The sequence below is a fragment of the Acidimicrobiia bacterium genome (assembly GCA_041676705.1).
In the GTDB taxonomy this organism is placed as follows: Bacteria; Actinomycetota; Acidimicrobiia; order Acidimicrobiales; family SKKL01; genus Actinomarinicola.
Genome location: JBAYRL010000008.1, coordinates 1 through 20,037, shown reverse-complemented (window position 1 = coordinate 20,037; position 20,037 = coordinate 1). Strand labels below are relative to the sequence as shown.

At 56.1% G+C, this 20,037-nt stretch carries 15 protein-coding genes and 1 tRNA gene; 13 read left to right on the top strand and 3 right to left on the bottom strand.

What is annotated here, in order from left to right; all coding sequences use genetic code 11:
• The first annotated feature begins 3 nt into the window (after positions 1 to 3).
• From WC184_10950 to WC184_10900, 11 genes are all read left to right on the top strand, one after another.
• Positions 4 to 2,283 (top strand): DivIVA domain-containing protein, encoded by a 2,280-nt coding sequence (locus tag WC184_10950; GenBank protein MFA7478389.1) that lies wholly within the window; start codon positions 4 to 6, stop codon positions 2,281 to 2,283.
• Between the two features lie 11 nt (positions 2,284 to 2,294).
• The gene (locus tag WC184_10945) at positions 2,295 to 5,411 is read left to right on the top strand and encodes a UPF0182 family protein (GenBank protein ID MFA7478388.1); all 3,117 of its coding nucleotides are present in this window, start codon (positions 2,295 to 2,297) and stop codon (positions 5,409 to 5,411) included.
• A 153-nt stretch (positions 5,412 to 5,564) separates the two neighbouring features.
• A complete protein-coding gene (locus tag WC184_10940) occupies positions 5,565 to 6,077 on the top strand; it encodes a hypothetical protein (GenBank protein MFA7478387.1) in 513 nt (170 codons plus the stop codon).
• A complete protein-coding gene (locus tag WC184_10935) occupies positions 6,050 to 6,664 on the top strand; it encodes an ATP-binding cassette domain-containing protein (GenBank protein MFA7478386.1) in 615 nt (204 codons plus the stop codon). The genes WC184_10940 and WC184_10935 overlap by 28 nt, the downstream gene beginning before the upstream one ends.
• 128 nt (positions 6,665 to 6,792) lie before the next feature.
• Positions 6,793 to 7,713 (top strand): hypothetical protein, encoded by a 921-nt coding sequence (locus tag WC184_10930; protein MFA7478385.1) that lies wholly within the window; start codon positions 6,793 to 6,795, stop codon positions 7,711 to 7,713.
• An 86-nt stretch (positions 7,714 to 7,799) separates the two neighbouring features.
• Positions 7,800 to 8,735 carry a hypothetical protein gene (locus tag WC184_10925; protein MFA7478384.1) on the top strand — a complete coding sequence of 312 codons (936 nt, stop codon included), beginning with the start codon at positions 7,800 to 7,802 and terminating at the stop codon, positions 8,733 to 8,735.
• Between the two features lie 102 nt (positions 8,736 to 8,837).
• Positions 8,838 to 8,914 (top strand) — tRNA-Met (locus WC184_10920).
• 728 nt (positions 8,915 to 9,642) lie between these two features.
• Entirely contained in the window at positions 9,643 to 10,008 is a 366-nt protein-coding gene (locus WC184_10915; protein MFA7478383.1) for a hypothetical protein, read from the top strand.
• Entirely contained in the window at positions 10,008 to 12,203 is a 2,196-nt protein-coding gene (locus WC184_10910) for a hypothetical protein (protein MFA7478382.1), read from the top strand. The genes WC184_10915 and WC184_10910 overlap by 1 nt, the downstream gene beginning before the upstream one ends.
• Positions 12,204 to 12,374: 171 nt before the next feature.
• Entirely contained in the window at positions 12,375 to 12,848 is a 474-nt protein-coding gene (locus WC184_10905; GenBank protein ID MFA7478381.1) for a hypothetical protein, read from the top strand.
• Between the two features lie 105 nt (positions 12,849 to 12,953).
• Positions 12,954 to 13,289, top strand: a complete 336-nt coding sequence (locus WC184_10900) for a hypothetical protein (GenBank protein MFA7478380.1) — start codon at positions 12,954 to 12,956, stop codon at positions 13,287 to 13,289.
• A gap of 56 nt (positions 13,290 to 13,345) precedes the next feature.
• On the opposite strand, the gene WC184_10895 is transcribed toward WC184_10900, so the two are convergent.
• Both WC184_10895 and WC184_10890 read right to left on the bottom strand, forming a co-directional pair.
• Positions 13,346 to 14,437 carry a DUF5925 domain-containing protein gene (locus tag WC184_10895; GenBank protein MFA7478379.1) on the bottom strand — a complete coding sequence of 364 codons (1,092 nt, stop codon included), beginning with the start codon at positions 14,435 to 14,437 and terminating at the stop codon, positions 13,346 to 13,348.
• The gene (locus tag WC184_10890; protein ID MFA7478378.1) at positions 14,434 to 15,060 is read right to left on the bottom strand and encodes a DUF6308 family protein; all 627 of its coding nucleotides are present in this window, start codon (positions 15,058 to 15,060) and stop codon (positions 14,434 to 14,436) included. Before WC184_10890 ends, WC184_10895 begins: the two co-directional genes overlap by 4 nt.
• Before the next feature lie 374 nt (positions 15,061 to 15,434).
• Between WC184_10890 and WC184_10885 the strand changes: the two genes are divergently transcribed.
• Positions 15,435 to 16,127 (top strand): hypothetical protein, encoded by a 693-nt coding sequence (locus tag WC184_10885; protein MFA7478377.1) that lies wholly within the window; start codon positions 15,435 to 15,437, stop codon positions 16,125 to 16,127.
• Between the two features lie 67 nt (positions 16,128 to 16,194).
• Here the strand turns inward: WC184_10885 and WC184_10880 are convergent, their stop codons facing one another.
• Positions 16,195 to 19,029, bottom strand: a complete 2,835-nt coding sequence (locus tag WC184_10880; protein ID MFA7478376.1) for a hypothetical protein — start codon at positions 19,027 to 19,029, stop codon at positions 16,195 to 16,197.
• 236 nt (positions 19,030 to 19,265) lie between these two features.
• On the opposite strand from WC184_10880, the gene WC184_10875 reads away from it, so the two are divergent.
• Positions 19,266 to 19,433 carry a hypothetical protein gene (locus WC184_10875; protein MFA7478375.1) on the top strand — a complete coding sequence of 56 codons (168 nt, stop codon included), beginning with the start codon at positions 19,266 to 19,268 and terminating at the stop codon, positions 19,431 to 19,433.
• Positions 19,434 to 20,037 lie beyond the last annotated feature (604 nt).

Genomic DNA, 20,037 nt, shown 5'->3' with positions numbered 1-20,037 from the left:
GTAATGGTGTCTCTTTCTTCTGATGGCAAAGACTTCGTTCCCGAAGAAATTGCACGACGCGATTTTTCGAGTTCTTTTCGAGGTTTTGACCAAACAGAAGTCAGAGCGTACCTAAATAGAATTAGTGCTGAGATGCGTGCCTTGGTTGACCGGGAAGCGTTGCTGCAAGAGCGCTTGGAAGCGGCTGAACTTCGTGCTTCGCAGGCCGAGTCTCCCGACGAGGCCACCTTAACGGCCATGCTGGGTGAAGAAACCGCCAAGATTTTGGATGCGGCTCGCAGCATTGCGCATGAGATTCGTACCAAGGCGGAGACCCGTACCGCCCAATTAGTTCGTGAAGCCCAAGAGGAAGCTACGCGGCTGACACAGGAAGCCGACGAACTAAAACGCTCAAGTTCCGCTAACGCCGAGGCCGTGGCAGCTGCCATCACTGAAAAAGCTGAGGCCAACCGCGACAAGATGTTGGCCGAGGCCAATGCCGAAGCGGAAAGGATTGTGGCGGAAGCAAGTAGCGAGGCCGCCGCACTGCGTGAGTCCGCAGAGGCGCGGGCCGAAGCCCGAGAACTAGAGGCAGAAACCCGCTTAGCCGAGATTGATGCTGAGGTTGAAGCGGCCGTCGAAGAGGGGCGCCGTCAAGGGCGTGAAATGGTGGCCGAGGCCAAGCTGGTCCGGGAACGTATTTTGGCTGATTTGGCGCAACGGCGAAATGCTGCGCGGGGGCAGCTAGAACAGCTACGCGCGGCTCGAGAACGTTTGCTTGAGGCTTACGGCGTGGTGCGAAAAACTTTAGATGAAGCCACGAACGAGCTTGCAGTGGCTATGCCCGAGGCCCGCAGGGCGGCCGAGAGTGCAGCACGCAGGGCCGCTTCGGAAGCCCAGGCGGCTTCGGTGGAAGAGGTTGAAGCCGAAATCGAGCTGGCTCGAATGGCAGGTCTTTTGAGCCCCCAGGAAGTTAGTTCGCCCGAAGCCGATCAGGCCTCTGAGATGGTGCCGCTCTTGGCGGACGATAATGCTGAGCTTGAAGCAATCGACGACAATGCTGAGCTTGAAGCGATTGACGACAATGCCGAGCTTGAAGCTGCGGGCTTACACCCAGTTGAGTCGGCGCTGGTGGAACATGCCCCCGCAGTGCTGGATGACATGGTGGCTCGCGCCGAGGCCGACACTTCTCTTGACGATGTTGAGGTGGTCGACCTCGATGAGACGGCCGTAACTGAGCTTGGTGAGACGGCTGTAACTGAACTTGATGAGCCCGCGGTTGACCCTGGTTTGGAAGACGTCGAAGCCGACGGTGAAGCCGATTCAAACGATGGCCCCACCCCCGACGACCTAGCCACTAGTGAAGTGGCTTTAAGCGACGATTCAGATTTTGAGACGGAGGATGCCGAGCTTGAGGCTGGAATCGACAGTCTCTTTGCCAGGTTGCGTGCGCAAGCCCCTTTCCCGACAGAAACGCCCAACGAACTGGGTGAAGATCGCCACAGCAGCGAGTCTGATGACGTCGAAGGCAACCAGCCTGGCCGCGGCGATAACGGCCGAAACGACGTTAGTGGCAGCAGTAGTGATGATACCGGTGCCGGTGATGATGACGACCCCGATAGCGCGGAGCGGTTTTTCGAACTACGTGACCTGGCGTTAGAGGGGCTGTCGAGGCGTTTAGTCAGCTTGTTGAAGCGTGAATTGTCGGACGATGAGAACGACAAAATGGACCTGGCTCGTCGCTTGCTCGCCAAAGAAGGACCCGAAGCTGTTGTGGGCACAATAGACGAGCATCGCCTGGCCTACGTGGCTGTGGTTTCTGCAGTGCTGAACGAAATCGCCCAGGCCGGAGCAGAATTTGCCGTCGAGACCGCCAGCTCCGACGGTTATGTTAGCGATGCCCCCAGCCTTCCCGTGCCGCCGGAAGAATTGGCTGATTTAGCGGTCGAGCTAGTGGACGGGTTTTTAGTGCCACTTCGAAACCGGTTGGGTGAACTGACCGATGATTTAGACGAAGACGAATCTTCCGAGCTGATTAGGGCGGCTTTTCGACCTTGGCGCGCTCAGATGGAGGCCATGGGAGCGGCAACTTCTCATGCGGTTTTCAACCGCGGGGTGTTCTACGCTCTGCCCGAATCGGCGAGTGTGGCTTGGTTGAACGATAATGGTTTAGGCCCGTGCCCCGATGGTGAAGATAACGCTTTGGCTGGAGTGTTGATCAAAGGGGAGGCGTTCCCCACTGGCCATCTTCATCCGCCGGCTCATTCCCGTTGTTGCTGCTTGCTCGTCCCTGTGAATAGATAGGCTCTCTAGCTATGCGTCCCCCTTCCCAGATGCCCCGACGTTCACCCCGAACTTCGAATCGTGGACGAATGATCTTGGTTGCCGTAGTGGTGGCCTTGTTCATGTTAACTACGTCGCTGCGAGGAATCGCTGGCTTCTACACCGACTATTTATGGTTTGATGCCCTTAAGTTTTCCAGCGTTTGGAAGGGCGTGGTGGGCGCCAAGGTAGCGCTAGCCACAGTCTTTACGGGCACTTTCTTCGTGCTCATGTATCTGAATCTTTGGGTGGCTGATCATTTGGCGCCTCGATTTCGAGCCACCAGCCCTGAAGACGAACTGATCGACCGATACCGTGATGCCATAGGCTCAAAAACCAACTTGGTGCGGGCCGCTATTTCGTTGGCGTTTGCGCTAATCGCGGGGCTTGGCACCGCAACGCAGTGGAACGCATGGATTTTGTTTCGCAACGGGTCTGACTTTGGGGTGAAAGACGAGCTGTTTCACACCGATGTGGGCTTTTACGTCTTCAAACTACCGTTTTTATCGTTCCTGACAAGCTGGTTGTTTGCCGCCATTATCATCATTCTTATTGTGTCGGTAGCGGCACATTACGTGAACGGTGGTATTCGAGTTCAACTGCGATCTGATCGGGTGACGCCTCAGGTCAAAGCCCACATCTCAGTGTTGTTGGGTGTGTTGGCGTTGGTGCGGGCAGCTGGTTATTGGCTCGATCGCTTCGAACTCACCTTCTCTAGCCGTGGCGCTGTCGACGGTGCTGGTTACACCGATGTGAACGCCCAGCTTCCAGCCATCCATCTCTTACTGCTGATCTCGATTTTCGCGGCCGGGCTTTTTCTCTACAACATCAAACGACGGGGTTGGGTGCTGCCAGCGGTGGCAGTTGGTCTGTGGGCGTTTGTGTCGATTGTGGTGTCGGGAATCTATCCGGCCTTTATTCAGCGTTTCAAGGTTGAACCGGCTGAATCCACGCAGGAAGCGCCTTATATCCAACGGAATATGACGGCCACCCGAGCCGCCATGGGCCTTGACGATGTTGAGGTTTACGATTTTGATTACGACGGTAATTTAACCGCTGCAGACATTCAGGCTAACCAAGACACCATTCGTAATATTCGACTGGTTGACCCGAAAATTGTGAACGACACTTTCCAGCGGTTGCAGGCCGACTTTGGTTTCTACCGCTTTAACGATCTCGATGTCGACCGTTACACGATTGATGGTGAGCCAACTCAGGTGGTTATTGGGGCTCGAGAGTTGAACCCCAGTGGTGTGCCAATTGATTCCTGGGAAGGCAAGCGCCTCGCCTACACCCATGGTTATGGTTTGGTGATTGCTCCGTCGAATGCCATCGACCCCAGCGGTCGGCCAAGTTTTGTGGTGGGTAATATTCCAGTTAGTGGCGATGAATTGATCGGGCGAGAAATCGATCGTCCACAGATCTATTTTGGTGAGAACCTTTCCGATTTCGCCATTGTGAACACCGATCGTCGAGAGATCGATTATGAAGTCGACATTAGTGAGATTGGTGAAGACGGAGCCCCAGCAGAATCCGAAGTAACCCGTTATACCGGCGATTACGGGGTGAAGATGGGCTCGTGGATACGCAGGGCTGCTTTCGCTTTGCGGTTCGCTGATTACAACCCGCTGATTTCGAATTACATTAAGTCTGATTCGCAGATTCTGTATATCCGTGACGTGCGCGAACGTTTGCAAGCAGTGGCACCATTCCTTCATTTCGACGGCGACCCGTACGCCGTGGTGATGGAAGGTGGGGTTTCTTTCGTGGTGGATGCTTACACCACCACCGATCGCTATCCCTATGCGCAACAAGCCGATCGCGAACAGCTGCAACGCGGCAGTGGGCTCGACCACTCGTTCAACTATGTGCGGAACTCAGTGAAGGCAGTGGTTGACGGCTATGACGGTAGCGTGCGGCTTTTCATTATTGATGAAGACGACCCCATCATTGCTGCCTATGCCAAGGCTTTCCCGGCGTTGTTTTCCCCAATGAGCGAAATGCCCGATGAGATGCGCCAGAACCTGCGCTACCCGGAAGACCTATTTACGGTGCAAACCAACATGTGGGGTCGTTATCAGCTGACCGACGTGGCCGATTTTTATTCGAAGCAAAAGGCCTGGAACGTAGCTCAAGACCCAGGTTCATCACTAACTGATTCCGGTACCACCGACATCACTTTAGAATCGGGGGAATCGACCGGGCGGACTAGGGAACGACGCATTCTGCCTTATTACCTGATGATGAAGCTGCCTGGTGAAGACCAACAGTCGTTTGTGATTCAGCGGTCGTTTGTGCCAGTTTCGGAAAATGATGAGCGTAAAGAGCTGCGAGCTTTCATGGTGGCAAAGTCTGACCCAGATGATTACGGTCGTCTTATTACCTACGTCATGCCAGGTACCGAGGTGGATGGGCCGGGCATTGTTAATGCCAACATAAAGTCGAACGCGCAGATTTCGCCTCAGTTGAACCTGTTGAACCGTGAAGCATCAAAGGTTCGTCTCGGGGATCTCATTTTGGTACCAATTGAGAATTCAATTTTGTATGTTAGACCGCTATATACCGAGGCATCGGGACAAACGCAGGTGCCCGAGCTGCGCTATGTGATTGTGGTTTCTGGTGATCGAATCGCAATGGAACGGTCACTCAAAGAGGCGTTAGAAGAGCTGTTCCCCGGTTCTTCGCCAGAGACTCAAGAAGACCCGGGTTTTGTTGAGGGCGATGACGATACTGAAACTGAAGAGCCTGGTGGCGGTACTCCCTCGGATGGGCCCGATGAGCCTGGCGATGTTGAGCCCTCCGAGCCCGGTACTTCGGGCACCGTGTCCGAGTTGTTGGAGCAGGCCGGTGACGCCTTGAGCCGTGCCGATGCTGCATTGACTCGGGGTGAACTGGGTGAATATCAACGTCTGGTTAACGAGGCTCGTCGTTTGATCGAGGCGGCGATGGCCGCTTCTGCCGGACAAAATGGTACAAGTTCGGGTTCGGGCGGCGGTGCTGGCGCAGGAGGTAGTGGCACCGATGGCCAAAGCGAACCTGGAAGTTCAGGTAGCGGAAACCCGGATGACTCGGTTTCATCTGAGCCGTCCTTGCCAGCCGACGCTGCGTAAGGCCAGGTCTCAGTACAATCGAGGCGCCTGGCAAAGACAAGTGATAACCTGACGTGCTGTAAGCCTAATGTCAATTCTGGGATGAAAGTCCGAGACTTGGCGACCTGCTTACGGTCCATCACTTGCTTAGTGAATGAAATGAACTGTCAAAAGTTGAGCCGTCTAGGTATAGCCCTTCTGGCCGTATTTATTCTGGCAGGGTGCGTTACTCGTAGCGATGCGCATGAACGTTCGCTTGACGATGTGCCAGTCTCTCAGCGCGAAGCTCTTCGAGATGGTGAAGTCACTGTGGCCGAGCTGGAGGCAGCTTTTCAAAGGGTCATCAGTTGCATGGAAGACGGCGGGATTGTACCTCACACTGCGCGCCTACGGGTCGTAAACAATAACGAGGTTATTACTGAACTTGGCTATTCGGCAGTCGAAAACGGTCCAGAAATAGAAAAGGCCTGTAAGGCTGAGCACCTTGATCGAATTTATGATTATTACGCTTCAGCGAACATCCCAAGTCGGGTTGAGCAACAAGATCTAGCTCGAAAAATTGTGGAGTGTGCAAAGAGCAATGGTATTGATATCTCGAACTACCCTCAAGAACAGTTGATATCTATTGTGCAATCTAATTATCCAGATATCTTTGCAGAATGTATGGAACGAACAAGAACCAGTTAGTTGCTGAGCTTCGTGACGTTTCGGTTTGCTACAAGTCACGGGGTTGGGTGTTTCGCGCATTAAATCTTCGCGTTCACGAAGGCGACCGAATCGCGATTGTAGGTCCGTCTGGTTCGGGAAAATCTACAATTCTTGCACTGCTGGGAGGTGGCCTTGCCGCTTTTGACGGTAGTGTTCGCAGGCCAAAGCAACAGGAAGTTCGCATTATCCACCAAACGAATCCGGTAATTTTACGGCGTAGCGTTGTAGACAACGTTGCTATCGGTGTCCTGCCGATCCAAGGAGGCAAGAAGGCCCGCCAATTAGCTCGGTTAGAACTCGCTAAGGTTGGTTTGGCAGGGCGGGAGCTCGATATTTCAAAAAACTTATCGGGGGGAGAGTTGCAGCGACTTTGTGTCGCTCGTGCACTTGTTAGCTCGCCTAAGTTATTGCTTGCTGATGAGCCGACTGGGCAGCTCGATGAGGAGAATTCGATGTTAGTGGCAGACCTGATGTTACAGGTGGATTCCTCAACAGCGGTCGTAGTGGCGACCCACGATATGTCTGTCGCCCAGAAATTTCCAACGGTCCTTTCGGCACCATTCTAATGAAGCGCAACGCCACAGTTTTACTATCCATCGTGGGTATCACCATGGTGATGTTTTCGGCCTTGTTGGTGGTTCGTGCGGATTCAACATTTCGTGACATTGCTTCGTAAACGAAACCGGTACCGATATTGGGAACGGTACGAGATGGCCTGATATCTACCAGAGTGGCTGGCCGAATCGAGTTGTCTTGGGTGCCAGGAGAAACGCTTCGATGGCGCGGTGGTTCACAAATGGTAACAAGCGTGCACCGCAAGGTGGGCGATGAACTCTCCAGAGGTGATGCAATATTTGACGTTGATAACAGCACAATTCGTTATTTTCCGAGCACTGTGCCTCTGTACCGCGATATAGCTAGCAATCAAAGCGGTAGTGATGTTGAGGCTGTTGCTTCGTACCTTCGAATATTAGATTATGTTGATTCAGAAGCCTCGTTACGGCGTCAAATTCAACAGTTTCAAGCGCAAAACGGATTCCCAGAACGTGATGGCGTATTTCGACCTGGTTATGTGATATGGGGAACGCAGTCAATTTTTCAGGTTGGTAGTATGCTTGGCCTGGGAACACAGTTAGTTACTGGCGAACAAATCCTGCAGTCGACCCCGTCAATTGAAAGATTGCGAGTGGTGAATGCGGCTGGTATTCCCATCGAACTTGGTCGGGTCTCGGGAATAGCATCTCTGTCGTTTGACAGCGGTGAATCTATCGATGTCGTCGTTAATGAAGGCCGTTTTAATTGGGAAATTATTGCGGATAAATTGGTATTTATTGATGCTCTGCGCAATGAACCAGATTCGGTCGAGGTGTTAATAACGTTTGAGTCGCGAGAGTCTTTCGTGATGGTTCCTTCGTCAGCGCTTATTGTTGATCAGAGCGGTAAGACATGTGTGGCTACCTTAAAATCAGAAGGTTTGGAATATCACGTTGTTGCAGTAAAAGAGGATTCAAACGGCACAGCATATTTAGATTCAGGTGACGACCTCATAGGTGAAACAATTCAGTTCAATCCATGGGTACTCGGTGATGTTGCGAGCTGTCATTCTTCGCAATGAGGTGGGCGCGGGAAGGAATATCAAATTTATTTTCGCGCAATCCGGTGTATGTTGGCGCGTTCATACTGTGTGCGCTTGTTGCTTCAGTGGCTGTAAATACCGAACTTAGTGCACGGAAAGAGCGGAAAGTGGCTCGCCAGCAGCTAGCTACGGCAGGTGGAAATATTACCATTGCGTCGGGTGGTATCAATTCTCGACGTTGTGACGGACTTCATTCCGCTGTGAAAGGTGTCGTTGCCTCCGGGGCGGTCGAATCTATACGTCGAGAATCGGTAGGGCCACTCGGGGTGGGCCTCACCTTTGATGCTGTCACGCCGGGCTTTGTCCGGCTTCTCGACCCAAACCTACCTGGGAATTCTGCAGGCGCAATCCTACTTGCAGGGCCTAGAACTGCGGAACTCGTTTCTCTCAATGCCCTCAAGGCGTCTTCCGCCTCAGTGTCAATAGGCACGACCACTGTCGAGTGGTTAGGGGATCGGGCGTTCAACGTGTTTGTGCCCACGATAGGCCAATTAAGTACTAGTGCTGAATGCTGGGTCAGTTTTGAACCTGAGGCTCAAGCTGAAGGCACTGCAATCCTTGGCCAACTCCTGGGCATTGAAGGCCAGATAACCCTACAAAGCCCTCCGCTTAATGATAGCTACGAGCAAATCGAGGCACGTTATACTTCCGCTCGTTCGCAGCAGCTCTTGTGGGGTGTGTTTGTGATCTCGATCGTAATCGGCACCTTGATGTCGCTGGCCCAAATAAGAGAAGCAGCAATCTATTTTTTGAATGGTGCCAGTGTGTCAAACGTTTTGGTAGTTGGTATTTGTCACAACGTTTTGGCCTTGTTTTTCATAGTCGTTTTAGTGGTTAGCCAGGCCCTGGCGTCGCAGTGGTCGTCCAATATGTCGCCAGATGAAATTTTGGCGGTGGCCGTCGTGGCCAATTCAGTACTCTCAGGTGGCCTAGTGGGGTCAGTCGTTGTCCCGGTTGTAGCAGGAGCTCGTGGGTGGCATTTGGCACTCAAGACTGACTAGCACTGTGAATACCAACGGTTTTAATAAGAAGTAGAAATGTTTGTATCGGATGGAAGTTGTGTGAGGTGCCCTTAGCCCGCTAGGGTAGTACATCTACTTCGCCGCGGGGTGGAGCAGTCTGGTAGCTCGTCGGGCTCATAACCCGAAGGTCGCAGGTTCAAATCCTGCCCCCGCCACCATCTAAACGATAAACTCCAACGAAAGGCTCCACATATTGGGGCCTTTCGTGCTTTTTCGCTCTATTCCGCAGCGCCGGGACGGGAGTTTATCGCATTAGTTGCCCAGGCTTGCCTACCGCAGCCCACCCCTGCCTACCCCTGGATTTGTGGGGGTTTGGCCGGGTATGGGTGGGCAACTAGTTGGCGGGAGCGGCCCTGTTTTGGTCCGGCGGGGGGTTTATCGCATTTAGGCGGCGGTTTATCGACTCGGCGCTCGCCCGATATCGGAGCGCCTATTACCTGGCGTAGTGCGAGGGGCTTGAACGGTTTTTCGGGTTCTGACCCGCGGGACCCGCGCCACCAACCTCGGGCTGGGGCGTTGGCTGGGCGGCGGCTCGATGTTGGAATCTTCGCCGCTCCGCTCGGGGCGACGCCTGGCTGTATCGCCAGCGCGGTGCCTGTGGTCGCTGCATGGGTTGCTACCCCGGGGTGTCTGGCGTGTGTGTTGCTACCGCCGTGTGTATCGCTAACGGCGTGTGGGTTGTTACCGCCGTGTGTATCGCCGTCGGCGTGTGTGTTGTTACCGCTTGGTGTGTCAACGCGGCGGTTGTGTGGGCTGTTACTCCCACGGTTGTTACCCGGTGTAGTGACGGCCCCGACCCCCGATTTCGCGGTGAGTGCGCCACCGGGAACGTCCGGGACCAGTTCTCCCACCAGAGCCGAGTGGCCTGGTGAAGGAGCACTGAACCATGTCTGAGCCAAAAACACCGGCTTTCGTTACATTTAGGGTCGCCGCTGAGCTGTGCGGTTGTGACATCTCCACGATCCGTCGGGCAAACAAAGCCGAAAAGCTGCCCAACACGCGTAAGAATAAGAGCGGCGCTTGGGAGGTGCCGCTGGCGGATCTGGTGGCTGCGGGGATGCTTGACCCTCTCGCGTCAAACACCGACGTGGCCGAGATTTTGGGACGGAGCCGTAACGAACGCGACCTCGTCATGGCTCGCCAAGACCTGGCTCTGGCCAACGCCGAGATAGAAGCCCTCAAAGAGAGCCTCTCGCGCTCCGATGACGAAATTGCGTTTATGCGTGGGTTGCTCACCAAGGCGGCCGCGTAATGGCCCGCCCACTCACAGGAAGCATCAAGAAACAAAACGGTCGATGGGTGGCCAGCGTCCCCGCTGAGCGGGGTTCCCGGCGTCGGGTCAGCACCTCCTGGCTAGACGAGAAAGCAGCCAGGTTCTGGTTAGCGACCCAGGTCGAGCGGCTCAACGCTGGCCTGCCCGCTCAGCGCGCCTCAACCGAAGGACGGGTATCTCGCCGGACTGTAGGCCAAGCACCGGTGAGCTCACCACCGGAGTCCCCAGCCTCGTTAGAACCCCGTGCGGACCACGCAGATGGTCAGCGCCCGGTTCGCCTCGCCGAGGTCGGCGCCAGATGGCACCGCGAGCATTATGCGTTGTTGCACGGCGCCGATGCCGAGCGAACGAAAGATGTTCTAGGCATTCTGAACCGCCACCTCATCCCCGCCTTCGACGATCTATTGACCTTGGACCTTGAGACCGGGCGAGCCAAAGTCATTGCCTGGGTTCGGATGATGGCTGGCTATCCCGCCGAACCAGGCGGAGCGCCGCCCACCGGCAGGACCTATGCGAAAAAGGTGGTGGGCAACTACCTATGGATTCTCACCGAAGTGTTGAACCACGCCCAACTCCTTGGGGTCGACATCACCCTGGTGGGGACCGGCCCCCAGGCCACCTCAGGGCTCACCTTTGGGGTTAAAGCCATGGCCCCGAAGGGGCGCCCGAAGCGCAAACCGTATTTGGTGACCCTTAACGCTACCGCCGGTATCGCTTCGGAGATGCACGTAATCCATCAGTTAGTTCTTTGGCTTATGCGCATTGCTGGGCTTCGGATTGGTGAAGCCTACGGTCTCGTCGTCGCGAACTTCGGTGAAAAAGACGGATGGGGCCACCTGCTTATCGAGGCACAAGGCGGCAAAAACTATCTGGTTAGAGACAGCGACGAGGATATTGTCAAGACGACACGTAAAGAAGCAGTCAAGACCGAATCAGGGTTTCGTCTTATCGCCTTGCCTCACGCGCTAACCGCCTTGATACGGCTTATTATCGTGGCGTTCCACACCGACCCCATCACCGGGGAAGTGGATTTCGACGCTCGGCTGGTCCCAACCATTCGTTCCGAGGGAGGCGGTCGGGCTGGGTTTGAGTCCTCGCTTCGAGACGCCTCGACCGGGGTCACCGGCGCCTCCGGTGCCGTTGATGACTACGTCATCCCTCACGACATGCGTAAGGGCTACGCGACCGACCTCGCCTGGAGCGACGACGTGGACGGGGTGGTCAAACGACGCTCGATGGGGCATCGGGCGGGCAGCGACGTTTTTGACCTGGTTTACACCCTTGATGACCGCTTAAAAGAAGCTATGCGTCCGGCGGCGGAAAAGATGCAAGCCGAGATTACAGGCACCATTGGGTCATTGATTGTTCCCACCGCCAAGCGACCGAGCTACGCGGCAGACCACTGCCGGACTCGCCAAGCTGCGATCGACGCAGTCTTGGCCGAAGCCGGCTGGCAGGATGACGCCACCAACGGGACCCGGGTCACTACTGAGGAAGCGGCGACTCATCTGGGTATGGCTGTATCGGCCACGAGGCGTTTGTTCCCCGACCAGATTCCCGCCGTGAAGGTGGATGGCTGCTGGTTAGCCCGACTCGATGACGTGATTGCCTATCGGGAACGCCACGACGGTTACACCACTCTGGCCGAGGTCGCCGAAGTAGCAGGCACTGATTACCACGCGGTGCATCGCATGCTGGGCATACTCAAGATCACCGCCCACAAGGACGACTACACCCGCGGGTTGCTCCTCACCGATGAACAGGCTCGCCAGCTCATTTCTGAGTTTGCTCGCATCGACCGGCTCGAGAAGCGCTCCGTTACCGCCGCGGTGGCCGCCGGGATGTTGCGCTGTGCGCACTCAACAGTTGGGGAGTGGGTCAAAAGCGGTCGCCTTATTGAGGATCCAGAATCGGATACCTCCGGGGCTCGTTACGTCACCCGCTCATCCATTAATGCCGAACTCGAACGGCGGGGAACGCCGAAGCAAACTGTGGTCACCGCCGCTGAACTCAAAGAGTACGCCGATCTCGACGACACCGGCATCCGAGCCCTGGCCAAGAAAGGAGTTTTCGTGCGTGGCCCGAAGGGTGGCTACACCGTCGATTCGGTCCGGGCGTGGATCCTCGGATACCGCCCCGACCTCATCGATTCGAACCTCGTACCCCCAGTTTGAACTCTCAACCGCGTCGTGAACAGGCGGTGTTGCAGCGGTTCGTGACCTGGCGTTAGTCCCAAGCCATGGGTTGGGACATCCGGGTCGAACCCAAGGTATTGCGGGCTGGGTCGGGTTGGATCGGCAACCCGGTTCAGCGATACCGCTGGCCACGACGAAATGGAGCCTGCTATGGCAGACGACCAGGATCACACCGCTACCGACCGCTCAGAAGACCACGAAAATCATGAACGGGAGGAATCTGGTGAGGTAGCCACTCAGACCACCGAAAATAGTGATCATGACGACGATGATCATGATGATGACGCCGATGGTGGTTTTGGTGAGCAGGCCGTTGGCGGTGTGCCCGGAGCGACGTTTTCGCGTCGGCACCGTAACCAACGGGTGGTAGGTGAGCTGGTGGTGCATTACCCGCAGCGTGACGTGCCCGTGGTGCTCGATGGAGAAGCAGCGATGCGGCTAATGGCCATCTTTGGCGGAGCCGACAAAGCAGCGCTTGCTGACGTGTTGGATCCGTTGCGGTCCCCGGCTGAAAATGGGTGGTTCCTGCTCGACACCGCCGAACCACTCGCTATGACGTGGCTTCCGGGGTTACCTGGACCGCGTCAGCGGACCGCGATTGACCCAGAACCAGCAGCTATTTAAGCCGCAACAGTTGAAGCGGTGGTCTCTTTCAGGCGAAAGGGGCCACCGCTTCTTGTCGTTTTAGGGCGGGTGTGCACGTTTTCGGGGTCTTCGCACGGTTCGTGTATGCGCAGTGTTCGTGGCCATATCGATTCCCGCAGACGCTTGCTACCTCGTGATTACCTGCTGGATCCGTGGCAGTTCGGCCAACCTATAGCTGGGGTTAACACGTGTTTGCCCGCTGGCGGTGACCGTGTGTCTAAGAGAGTCGCTGAGGTGCAACATCATCTGGTTGTTACCTGGCGCGCCAACGGTCGTTACCCACAGGCGTCCGTGCTGTGTGAACAATTTGGGATGAGCAAACAAACCTGGTCTCGAGTAACGCTGGGCGAGCGTTGGGCCGGCGAAACAGTTCTAGCTGCCTTGACGGCGGCCGTACTAACTAACCCTAAGCCCCGCTAATCGTGTAGCAGGAGTGGATTGTTTTCCCAAAGGCTCGTGACTTGGCCGCAGACTTCTTAGAGGTACTGGCCGGGTGTCGTCTCCATTTGGTTGTTGATGCCTATGCGCCCGAAGTCTCCACGGTGCTCGAGTAGCTCGGCGAGGGTCATCGGCTCGGTGACTGGGGTTCCGAGCCATTGTGACGCTTCGGCGGGTTGTAGGGCGGGGAACTCGATGCTGGCTAGACAGCGGCCAGGCCGTATTAGTGCTGGGTGCAGTCGTCCGATCTCTTCGTTGGTGGTGAGGAGAATCAGTACCTTCATCCCTTGCCCGAGGATTCCGTCGGCGAGGTTAAGCAGCCGCCCAAGAGCGGCACCGGCATCTCGACGGGCGGTTGCTCGTAGGTATTCGTCGGAGTCTTCGGCTATCAGTAGCCGCCAGGCTTGGTCGGGGTCGCTGGTGGCTGGCCCCGGGGCTCGGAGGTCGGCCGGGTGGGTGAGCACTGCTGATAGGTACTCGGGGTTATTAAACAGGGCTTCTGGATCTGAGATGTATTGAGGTTGGCACCAACCAGACCAGGCCCTTATGAGCGAACGGATAGCGGTGGTCTTGCCCGTACCAGCTGGTCCATGCCAAAGGATGAGGCGACCTGGGCCTCCAGGTCCTTGGAGTGTGGTCAACTCATGCAGCGCCCGGCGAGTGCGGTCGGGGTAGTTTTTGGCGATGTCGTCCCAGTGGGGTGCTTCGATGCTGCGGTCGGTGCTGTTTGGCGGCAAGCCACGGCGATCGTGCCAGATACGCACTAAAACGGTGTCGGCCGGTGCTTGAGGTGCTCGCTTGCGTATAGCAGCTACGAGTTCCTCGGCGTGGTCCATCGTTCCGGCGCTGACCTCGACAATGCTTACCGTTGTGAATCGTGTGATCAAGATTGTGGCCTGAGGGAGTTTGGCGACAAGGTTCGTCGTGCCGTCGGTGACCACACATCTGTATATCTCTGCCCCTTGCGGCAGGAGATCCACAGGTGTAGTCCCGCTATAGACCTTGGTGATGCGAACAAAGGGCTGGCGACCAGACAGTTGTGGGTTGAGCGCAGCTAGGCCAGTGATGTCTCGGCTGGACGTGTTGCGGTCGATGGTGAAACGCGTAGCAGTCCGCTCCAGTGCAGTCATCGTGACCCCATCCAGATTGCGATATCGCGAGCTCGGATGAGGGTGAGCCTTGGTTCGTTCGCTATAGCCAGTTCGTCGTTGATTTTGGTTAATGCTGTGGCCAGGGGGTTATCTGGTTGGCGGTCTTCTTCGGCCATGGTTTCGACTAGCGGACCCCACGCTTTGGCTGCCACACGTTGGCGTGTGATTGGTCGGTACCAGTCGATGATGTGGCGATCCAGTAGCGGTATCGCATGAGGGCGTTTGCGGTGCAGGACCTTGGTGACAAGCGACAGGGCTGGGCCGGGTAACGCTTCAGGTAGCGACGCGATGTGGGCCAACTGAACCTCGTTGAGTTCAGCGAGAGGGCGTTCGATGGGGATCGCCTGAACCCAGCTTTCGATGTCATCGGTGCAGCTGTGGAACCAGGCGAGGTCATCTCGAGACAAACCGGGATGGAGCGCAGCAGCACATAACACGTCGACGGGTCCGATCAAATTGCTGGCGGTTGCCACCGCGTCGTAGTAGCGCCAAGCCCATGTCTCAGATGGCCCGCCAGACCAGGGGAGTCCGCAGTAGCGGCGGATGCGGTCAAGCGCTTCGGGTAGCGCACGGCCCGCGGCGAACACTTGTTGATCGTTCATTTCTATCCTCCTGTTGCGCTCTTCCATCCGGAAGCAGCCAACGGAAAAGATCATACCAAGAGCTTGTGACAGCTATGAGTAAGAGGTCTCGACTAGGTGTGCTTCGCTGCTGCGGAGATCTTCGGTGTCATAGGGGCTTGTCAAGGTGTTTTTTGTTGAGCGCTTCCGGATGGGAGGCTGCGACAGGAGAACAACATGCACATAAGAGAGTATCTGCGCGGCGGTGCTGCGTCCTGGAAACAGCAGCTTTGGCCACGCCCAGCGACTCACGATGGGTTTGGCGTTCGCCCAAGAACCACTAGCGGGAAACCAAAGGTTTTTCCCATCGTGAACCAACCGTTTTTTGAGCTAAATGGGCCGGGAGCTGCTTACCTATGAATAAACTTCAATTAGCCGACCTAATTACCGATGGAGTTTCTATGGGCGAAATCACTGATCCGACTATGGGCGTGGAGTTCAGGTTCCCGGTGCTACGTGGGGCTGATCAACTGCCGGTAAAAACAAATCCTGCAACTTGGCAGAAATATGAGACCATGCGTGATTTTGGCGATCTGCCGAAATTGATCAGCCGTGATGATCTACGGCAGGAACGTGCCAGCGCTGGATCCCTGGGTGACGACGAGGTGCTCAGGCGCTTGTTCGTGATGACCATGATGTGGGGCTCAGGGACTCGTAATGGTCGTGGTCCTCGAAACTGTGACAAGGCGTTGGCGTCGAAGCCCCTGCCAGTGTTGCGTGAGAGCGCGGCGCTTGTCGCCGATGGTGACCTATCTGCGGCCTACATGTTGCACAAGAAGCTGCCGGGAGTCGGTCCGGCATTCTTCACCAAGTGGCTGTGGTTAGTCGGCTCTAATCAGGACCAGCAGCCGCAACCGTTAATCCTCGACAGTTTGGTTTGGAAGTCCCTTGCCGAACTCGGCTGGGATAGTCGAGAAGCATCCGGGAGCCGTCTTTGGGCAAAGCGATATGTCGCATACCTTAACGCCTGCCGGGTCTGGGCCAAAGACAACAACACCACACCCGAAGATATTGAGTACACCTTATTCGCAAGGGCCTCAAAGAATTAACCCCAGCGGGTCTTAAAGGGGTTGAGTTCTAGGTTGCTGAAGTGTGTAGGGCCCTCGGCGGAGACCACTACTTTCTCCGAGGTGTGTGGAGGCTGGGCAGGGAAACTGGATATGTATCGGTGCCTACGATGATTCGGCCGCTGCGGGATGGTTCATAACGCCCTGTTCTGTTGGGTTCTTTGCCTTGTCGCCGGGTGGCTGATTGGGGTCCGTCCCAATCGAGGAGATATTCCGGTGGGTAGGTCCACCCGGTGGTTGGTTCCCGGTTGCAGGCGGTACAGATGGCGTGGCCCGGAACCTCAGGGACTTTTAGGGGTTGGATGAGTTTGCGTTCTTGGCAGTGAGGGCAGCGGGGGACCCGGATGCGGCGCTCCCGGTTTCGTTTACGTGACCCGGCTTGGTACCAGCCGTCAACGTCTTCCACCGACCGGTAGTTGGGTGTGGTGTTTCGGTGGTAGGTCGCCCGGTTGTTGTTTCCGGCCACGTACCCATAGAGCGTCGTTTCGTTAATCCCGAGGGCTTCGGCGACTTCCGCAAAGGGCAGTCCTTGGTCGGGGTCGATAGCGTTTTGGTCGAGGAAGTGGAGGAGTTGGCGTCGCCTGGTCATTCCTCCGGGGCACCAGCCTTTGGACCACCAGAATTGTTTGTCGTTGTAGATGCGGTAGGCGCCGGTCGAGAGCTCCCCATGTAACCCGTGGTCGAACTCTTGGCCGAGCATTTGGCCGATCACTGCTTGGCGTAACGAAAGAATAGGGCAATCGATAAGGGCTGATCGTGCCTCGGGGCTGGGGATCACGTCTTCTAGAGCGATGTGCATGCGGCGAAGAAACGTTCGGGAGTCGAACTTCTCCGACCGTATGATTGCGTCGCGGTCAGCGTCGTCGCCGTCGCCAAGCAGCATGATTTCCAAGATGCGGCGATTTCGGTCGATGTGTGATCCTTTCCAGCGTGGATCTGTGGAGTTGACGCCGACCGCTTGGTTTCCTACTTTTAACTTGACAGGTCCAAGAGTGAGTGCTCCATGGGTCGTGCGGGCTTCGATGTCAAATGACACGTTGGCGACGGGTTCGCATGGCGCGGCTTCGATTCGCAGGTTTCGTAAAAGAGAATGAAGCGCTCGGTTGAGAGTCAAAGGCGCTTTCTCTTTTGTTGCCCGCAGAACTGCTATTGCTGCGGCAATTTCATCGCCGGCTAGGAGGAGGGGACTCTTCGTTGGTGGTTGTTCCAGCCGGGCAAGTTCTTCGTGTAACTGATCAGCGAGGTCCTGTTCCTGTTCCGCCAAGTCACGGAAGTCTTGCCTTGCTTTTTCGTTTGTTGCGTGAACCAATTCGTTACGGGCGGTCGACGCCGCGGCGGTTGCCGTGTCTGCTTGGGAACGCAGGTCAACTAACTGCTTGTCGGAAACGGGCTTTTGGTGGGGACACGGCTGGTTCGACGGGAGACCGACAACTAACTGTTCGAGCCCCTCGGCAATAGTCTGGTGAAGCTCATCGGCGCGAAACGTCCCCAGGAGTTCACCTTCATAATGCCCGAACCCTTGAGGTTGTCCATCGCTGTCGAAGGCGTCTTGTAGTGGTCGACGCCGCAGCGTGTACGTGGGATCGTGCGATTGGAGAAAGAATTCGTGGTGTTCGTCACGCCATCGGCCCAGCGACGCTAGGGGTTTCATTTCTTCCTTGTCCGTAGGCGTCGGTTTGGGACCAGGACTTTCAGATAGTGAAAGCCGTCGATGAATAGCCTGAATAATCAGGTCACGGTCGTGCCAGCCTCCCTCGGGTAGACCGAAGTTGAGGTCAACTTCGATGTATCCGTTATCGGTTGGGGCGACACGGTGAACGGGAAGGCCGTGAAACTCGTCCAGGTTTTCGAGAGTCATCTCATGGGTGAATCGATATTTCCCATCCAGATAGGTAGGCAGGGCTTTGAAAAGGCCCCGTACCAAGGTTGGTGGGTCTGCGACCTCGTTGACTGGAAGCGCCCTACCGCGTTTGCCTCGGGAGACAAGCCCGAGCTTTGCGAGCTCGTCAGCGATCTGTTGTAGTGGCTTGTCCGAAGCAGCGAGCTCAATTATCCAACGAACTATTTGTCTATCGGATGGGTTTATCTCAACCGCATGTTCAGACGACCCATCTTGAGATTTTGATTTGCGGTAGCCGTAGGGCAAACCGTTAGCCGCTCGGGGATAGCGGTCGTTTCGGAGCTCAAAAACAACTCCGGTGAGTAACCGGGTCAATGTCAACCGGTAATCCCAACTTGCTGCGTTCAGTAACGCTTGCCATTGCTCCGTGCCGCCGGGCGCGTTCAAGTCCATGCCGCTGGGGATATCTAAGGTTCGCACGACGGTCCGGTTGGTTTTTAGCTGCTCAGCGATACGAGACCCGTTCTCATGGGTTCGGGCGATACGGCTAAACGGTCCCCCAATAAGCTCCGCGGGTCGGAGTTCCCCGAGCAGTCCAACGAGAACGGACGTGAACTCGTTATCGCCGTCAACGGTCTTTTTTCCTGCAGTTGTTAAACAGAGAAAAAACCAGTCCTGCTCAATCCGATAGAGCACACCGAGTTCTTTGCGTGTGCCTTCTATCGACATGATTCGGCGGGCACTCAGATCCTCACGGGCGGCGAACCCTTCGGCTGTCCTCGTCGCTGGAAGCACCCCGAGACGCGAAGCCCGCTGCACCGATGAGTCCCCTATGTAAGGCAGCAGCGTTTGCTCCAACATCTTTTCTAGGAGCATGTACGCGTATTCGGCTGACTCCCGAATCAAAAACAGGCGGTTACTCAAATGCTCGAAAGCCCCAGCTACCGGTGTGTTTGACTTGTCCGGAAGCTTTCCCGCTCGACGCCGGGCCGGGCTGTTAAGTGCCTTACGGCTGCGGATCTGGTCAAGTTCTGCGTCTTTCATGGGTTGCCTCCAAGAGAGAAACGGGGACGGAAATGAATGGTCCGAAAAACCCGGTTCTTGTCATGGAGGCCTGTCCCAACAAGAGACCTGACCTGAGAGGGGTTGCGCTCCCTCTCACCGAGACGCAACATTGCGTAGCTATCAAGCCACGGCTGACACAAACCCCTAAGACCTCATTGCGGTGGCCAAAATGTTTGGGACGGTTCGAATGGTCAATCCCCGAACTAGGACGTCGAATGACCAGCGATCACGCCCATCAAGGCTGTCAAGTAGTAATCAGCGCCCCAGCTCTTCGAGAGAAGATCCGCCAATACGAAACCAACATCGCAGCGGCCTGGGAACTACTCGAATCTCGCTCGAGCCGAGCCGATATGAACACGGAACGCTCCTGCGTTCAGCTGTAACCCATGGGCAAGGCAACAACTGGGTCTGAAGCCAATCCGACGACATGTCTCGTACAGCGGTTCTTCAGGTGGCCACCCAGGTCTCCCCTTTGGCGGCCATCTAGGGGCCCACAGGCCAACTTGAACGCCTGGCAATGCAGCACAACATTCGTGGAGTTCCTGCGGGCAACAATTAGTAGCCCGAGGAAACTCCACCTGAACGGGCGTAGAGATGCAACCTACCGGTCGGCCATCTATCGTGGCCCGGCGCTTGAACCCTTCGGCTGGGTAGACGCCTTCATCGCCATAAGCGCTGCCGCCATCATCGTCTCGAACCACGTGAAGGCCAAACGCCTGTCCATCGTCGTGACGCCCACAGAGCAAGATCCTAAGTCCCTGACGCGCGTCAGGTCGTCTTGTCCTGACCATCGACGCCAACGCACCCTCCGTTCCAGGATTCCCGACTCACGTCTGGTCTCCTACGGTGCTGAATGGTGAGATGCGCGGGTCTGTCCGATTTGTTGTGTAAATGGTGGTGGCGGTCATGGTTTTAGAGGTGTTTGGTGATGCGGTCACCGTAGTGAACGGTGAGGGTGTTCAGGATGGTTTTCCAGCCGTTGGTTCG

Coding starts and splice junctions, on each gene's coding strand:
- WC184_10950 (MFA7478389.1), top strand. CDS start 4: ATGGTGTCTCTTTCTTCTGATGGCAAAGACTTCGTTCCCGAAGAAATT.
- WC184_10945 (MFA7478388.1), top strand. CDS start 2,295: ATGCGTCCCCCTTCCCAGATGCCCCGACGTTCACCCCGAACTTCGAAT.
- WC184_10935 (MFA7478386.1), top strand. CDS start 6,050: ATGTATGGAACGAACAAGAACCAGTTAGTTGCTGAGCTTCGTGACGTT.
- WC184_10915 (MFA7478383.1), top strand. CDS start 9,643: ATGTCTGAGCCAAAAACACCGGCTTTCGTTACATTTAGGGTCGCCGCT.
- WC184_10910 (MFA7478382.1), top strand. CDS start 10,008: ATGGCCCGCCCACTCACAGGAAGCATCAAGAAACAAAACGGTCGATGG.
- WC184_10905 (MFA7478381.1), top strand. CDS start 12,375: ATGGCAGACGACCAGGATCACACCGCTACCGACCGCTCAGAAGACCAC.
- WC184_10900 (MFA7478380.1), top strand. CDS start 12,954: ATGCGCAGTGTTCGTGGCCATATCGATTCCCGCAGACGCTTGCTACCT.
- WC184_10895 (MFA7478379.1), bottom strand. CDS start 14,437: ATGACTGCACTGGAGCGGACTGCTACGCGTTTCACCATCGACCGCAAC.
- WC184_10890 (MFA7478378.1), bottom strand. CDS start 15,060: ATGAACGATCAACAAGTGTTCGCCGCGGGCCGTGCGCTACCCGAAGCG.
- WC184_10885 (MFA7478377.1), top strand. CDS start 15,435: ATGAATAAACTTCAATTAGCCGACCTAATTACCGATGGAGTTTCTATG.
- WC184_10880 (MFA7478376.1), bottom strand. CDS start 19,029: ATGAAAGACGCAGAACTTGACCAGATCCGCAGCCGTAAGGCACTTAAC.
- WC184_10875 (MFA7478375.1), top strand. CDS start 19,266: ATGACCAGCGATCACGCCCATCAAGGCTGTCAAGTAGTAATCAGCGCC.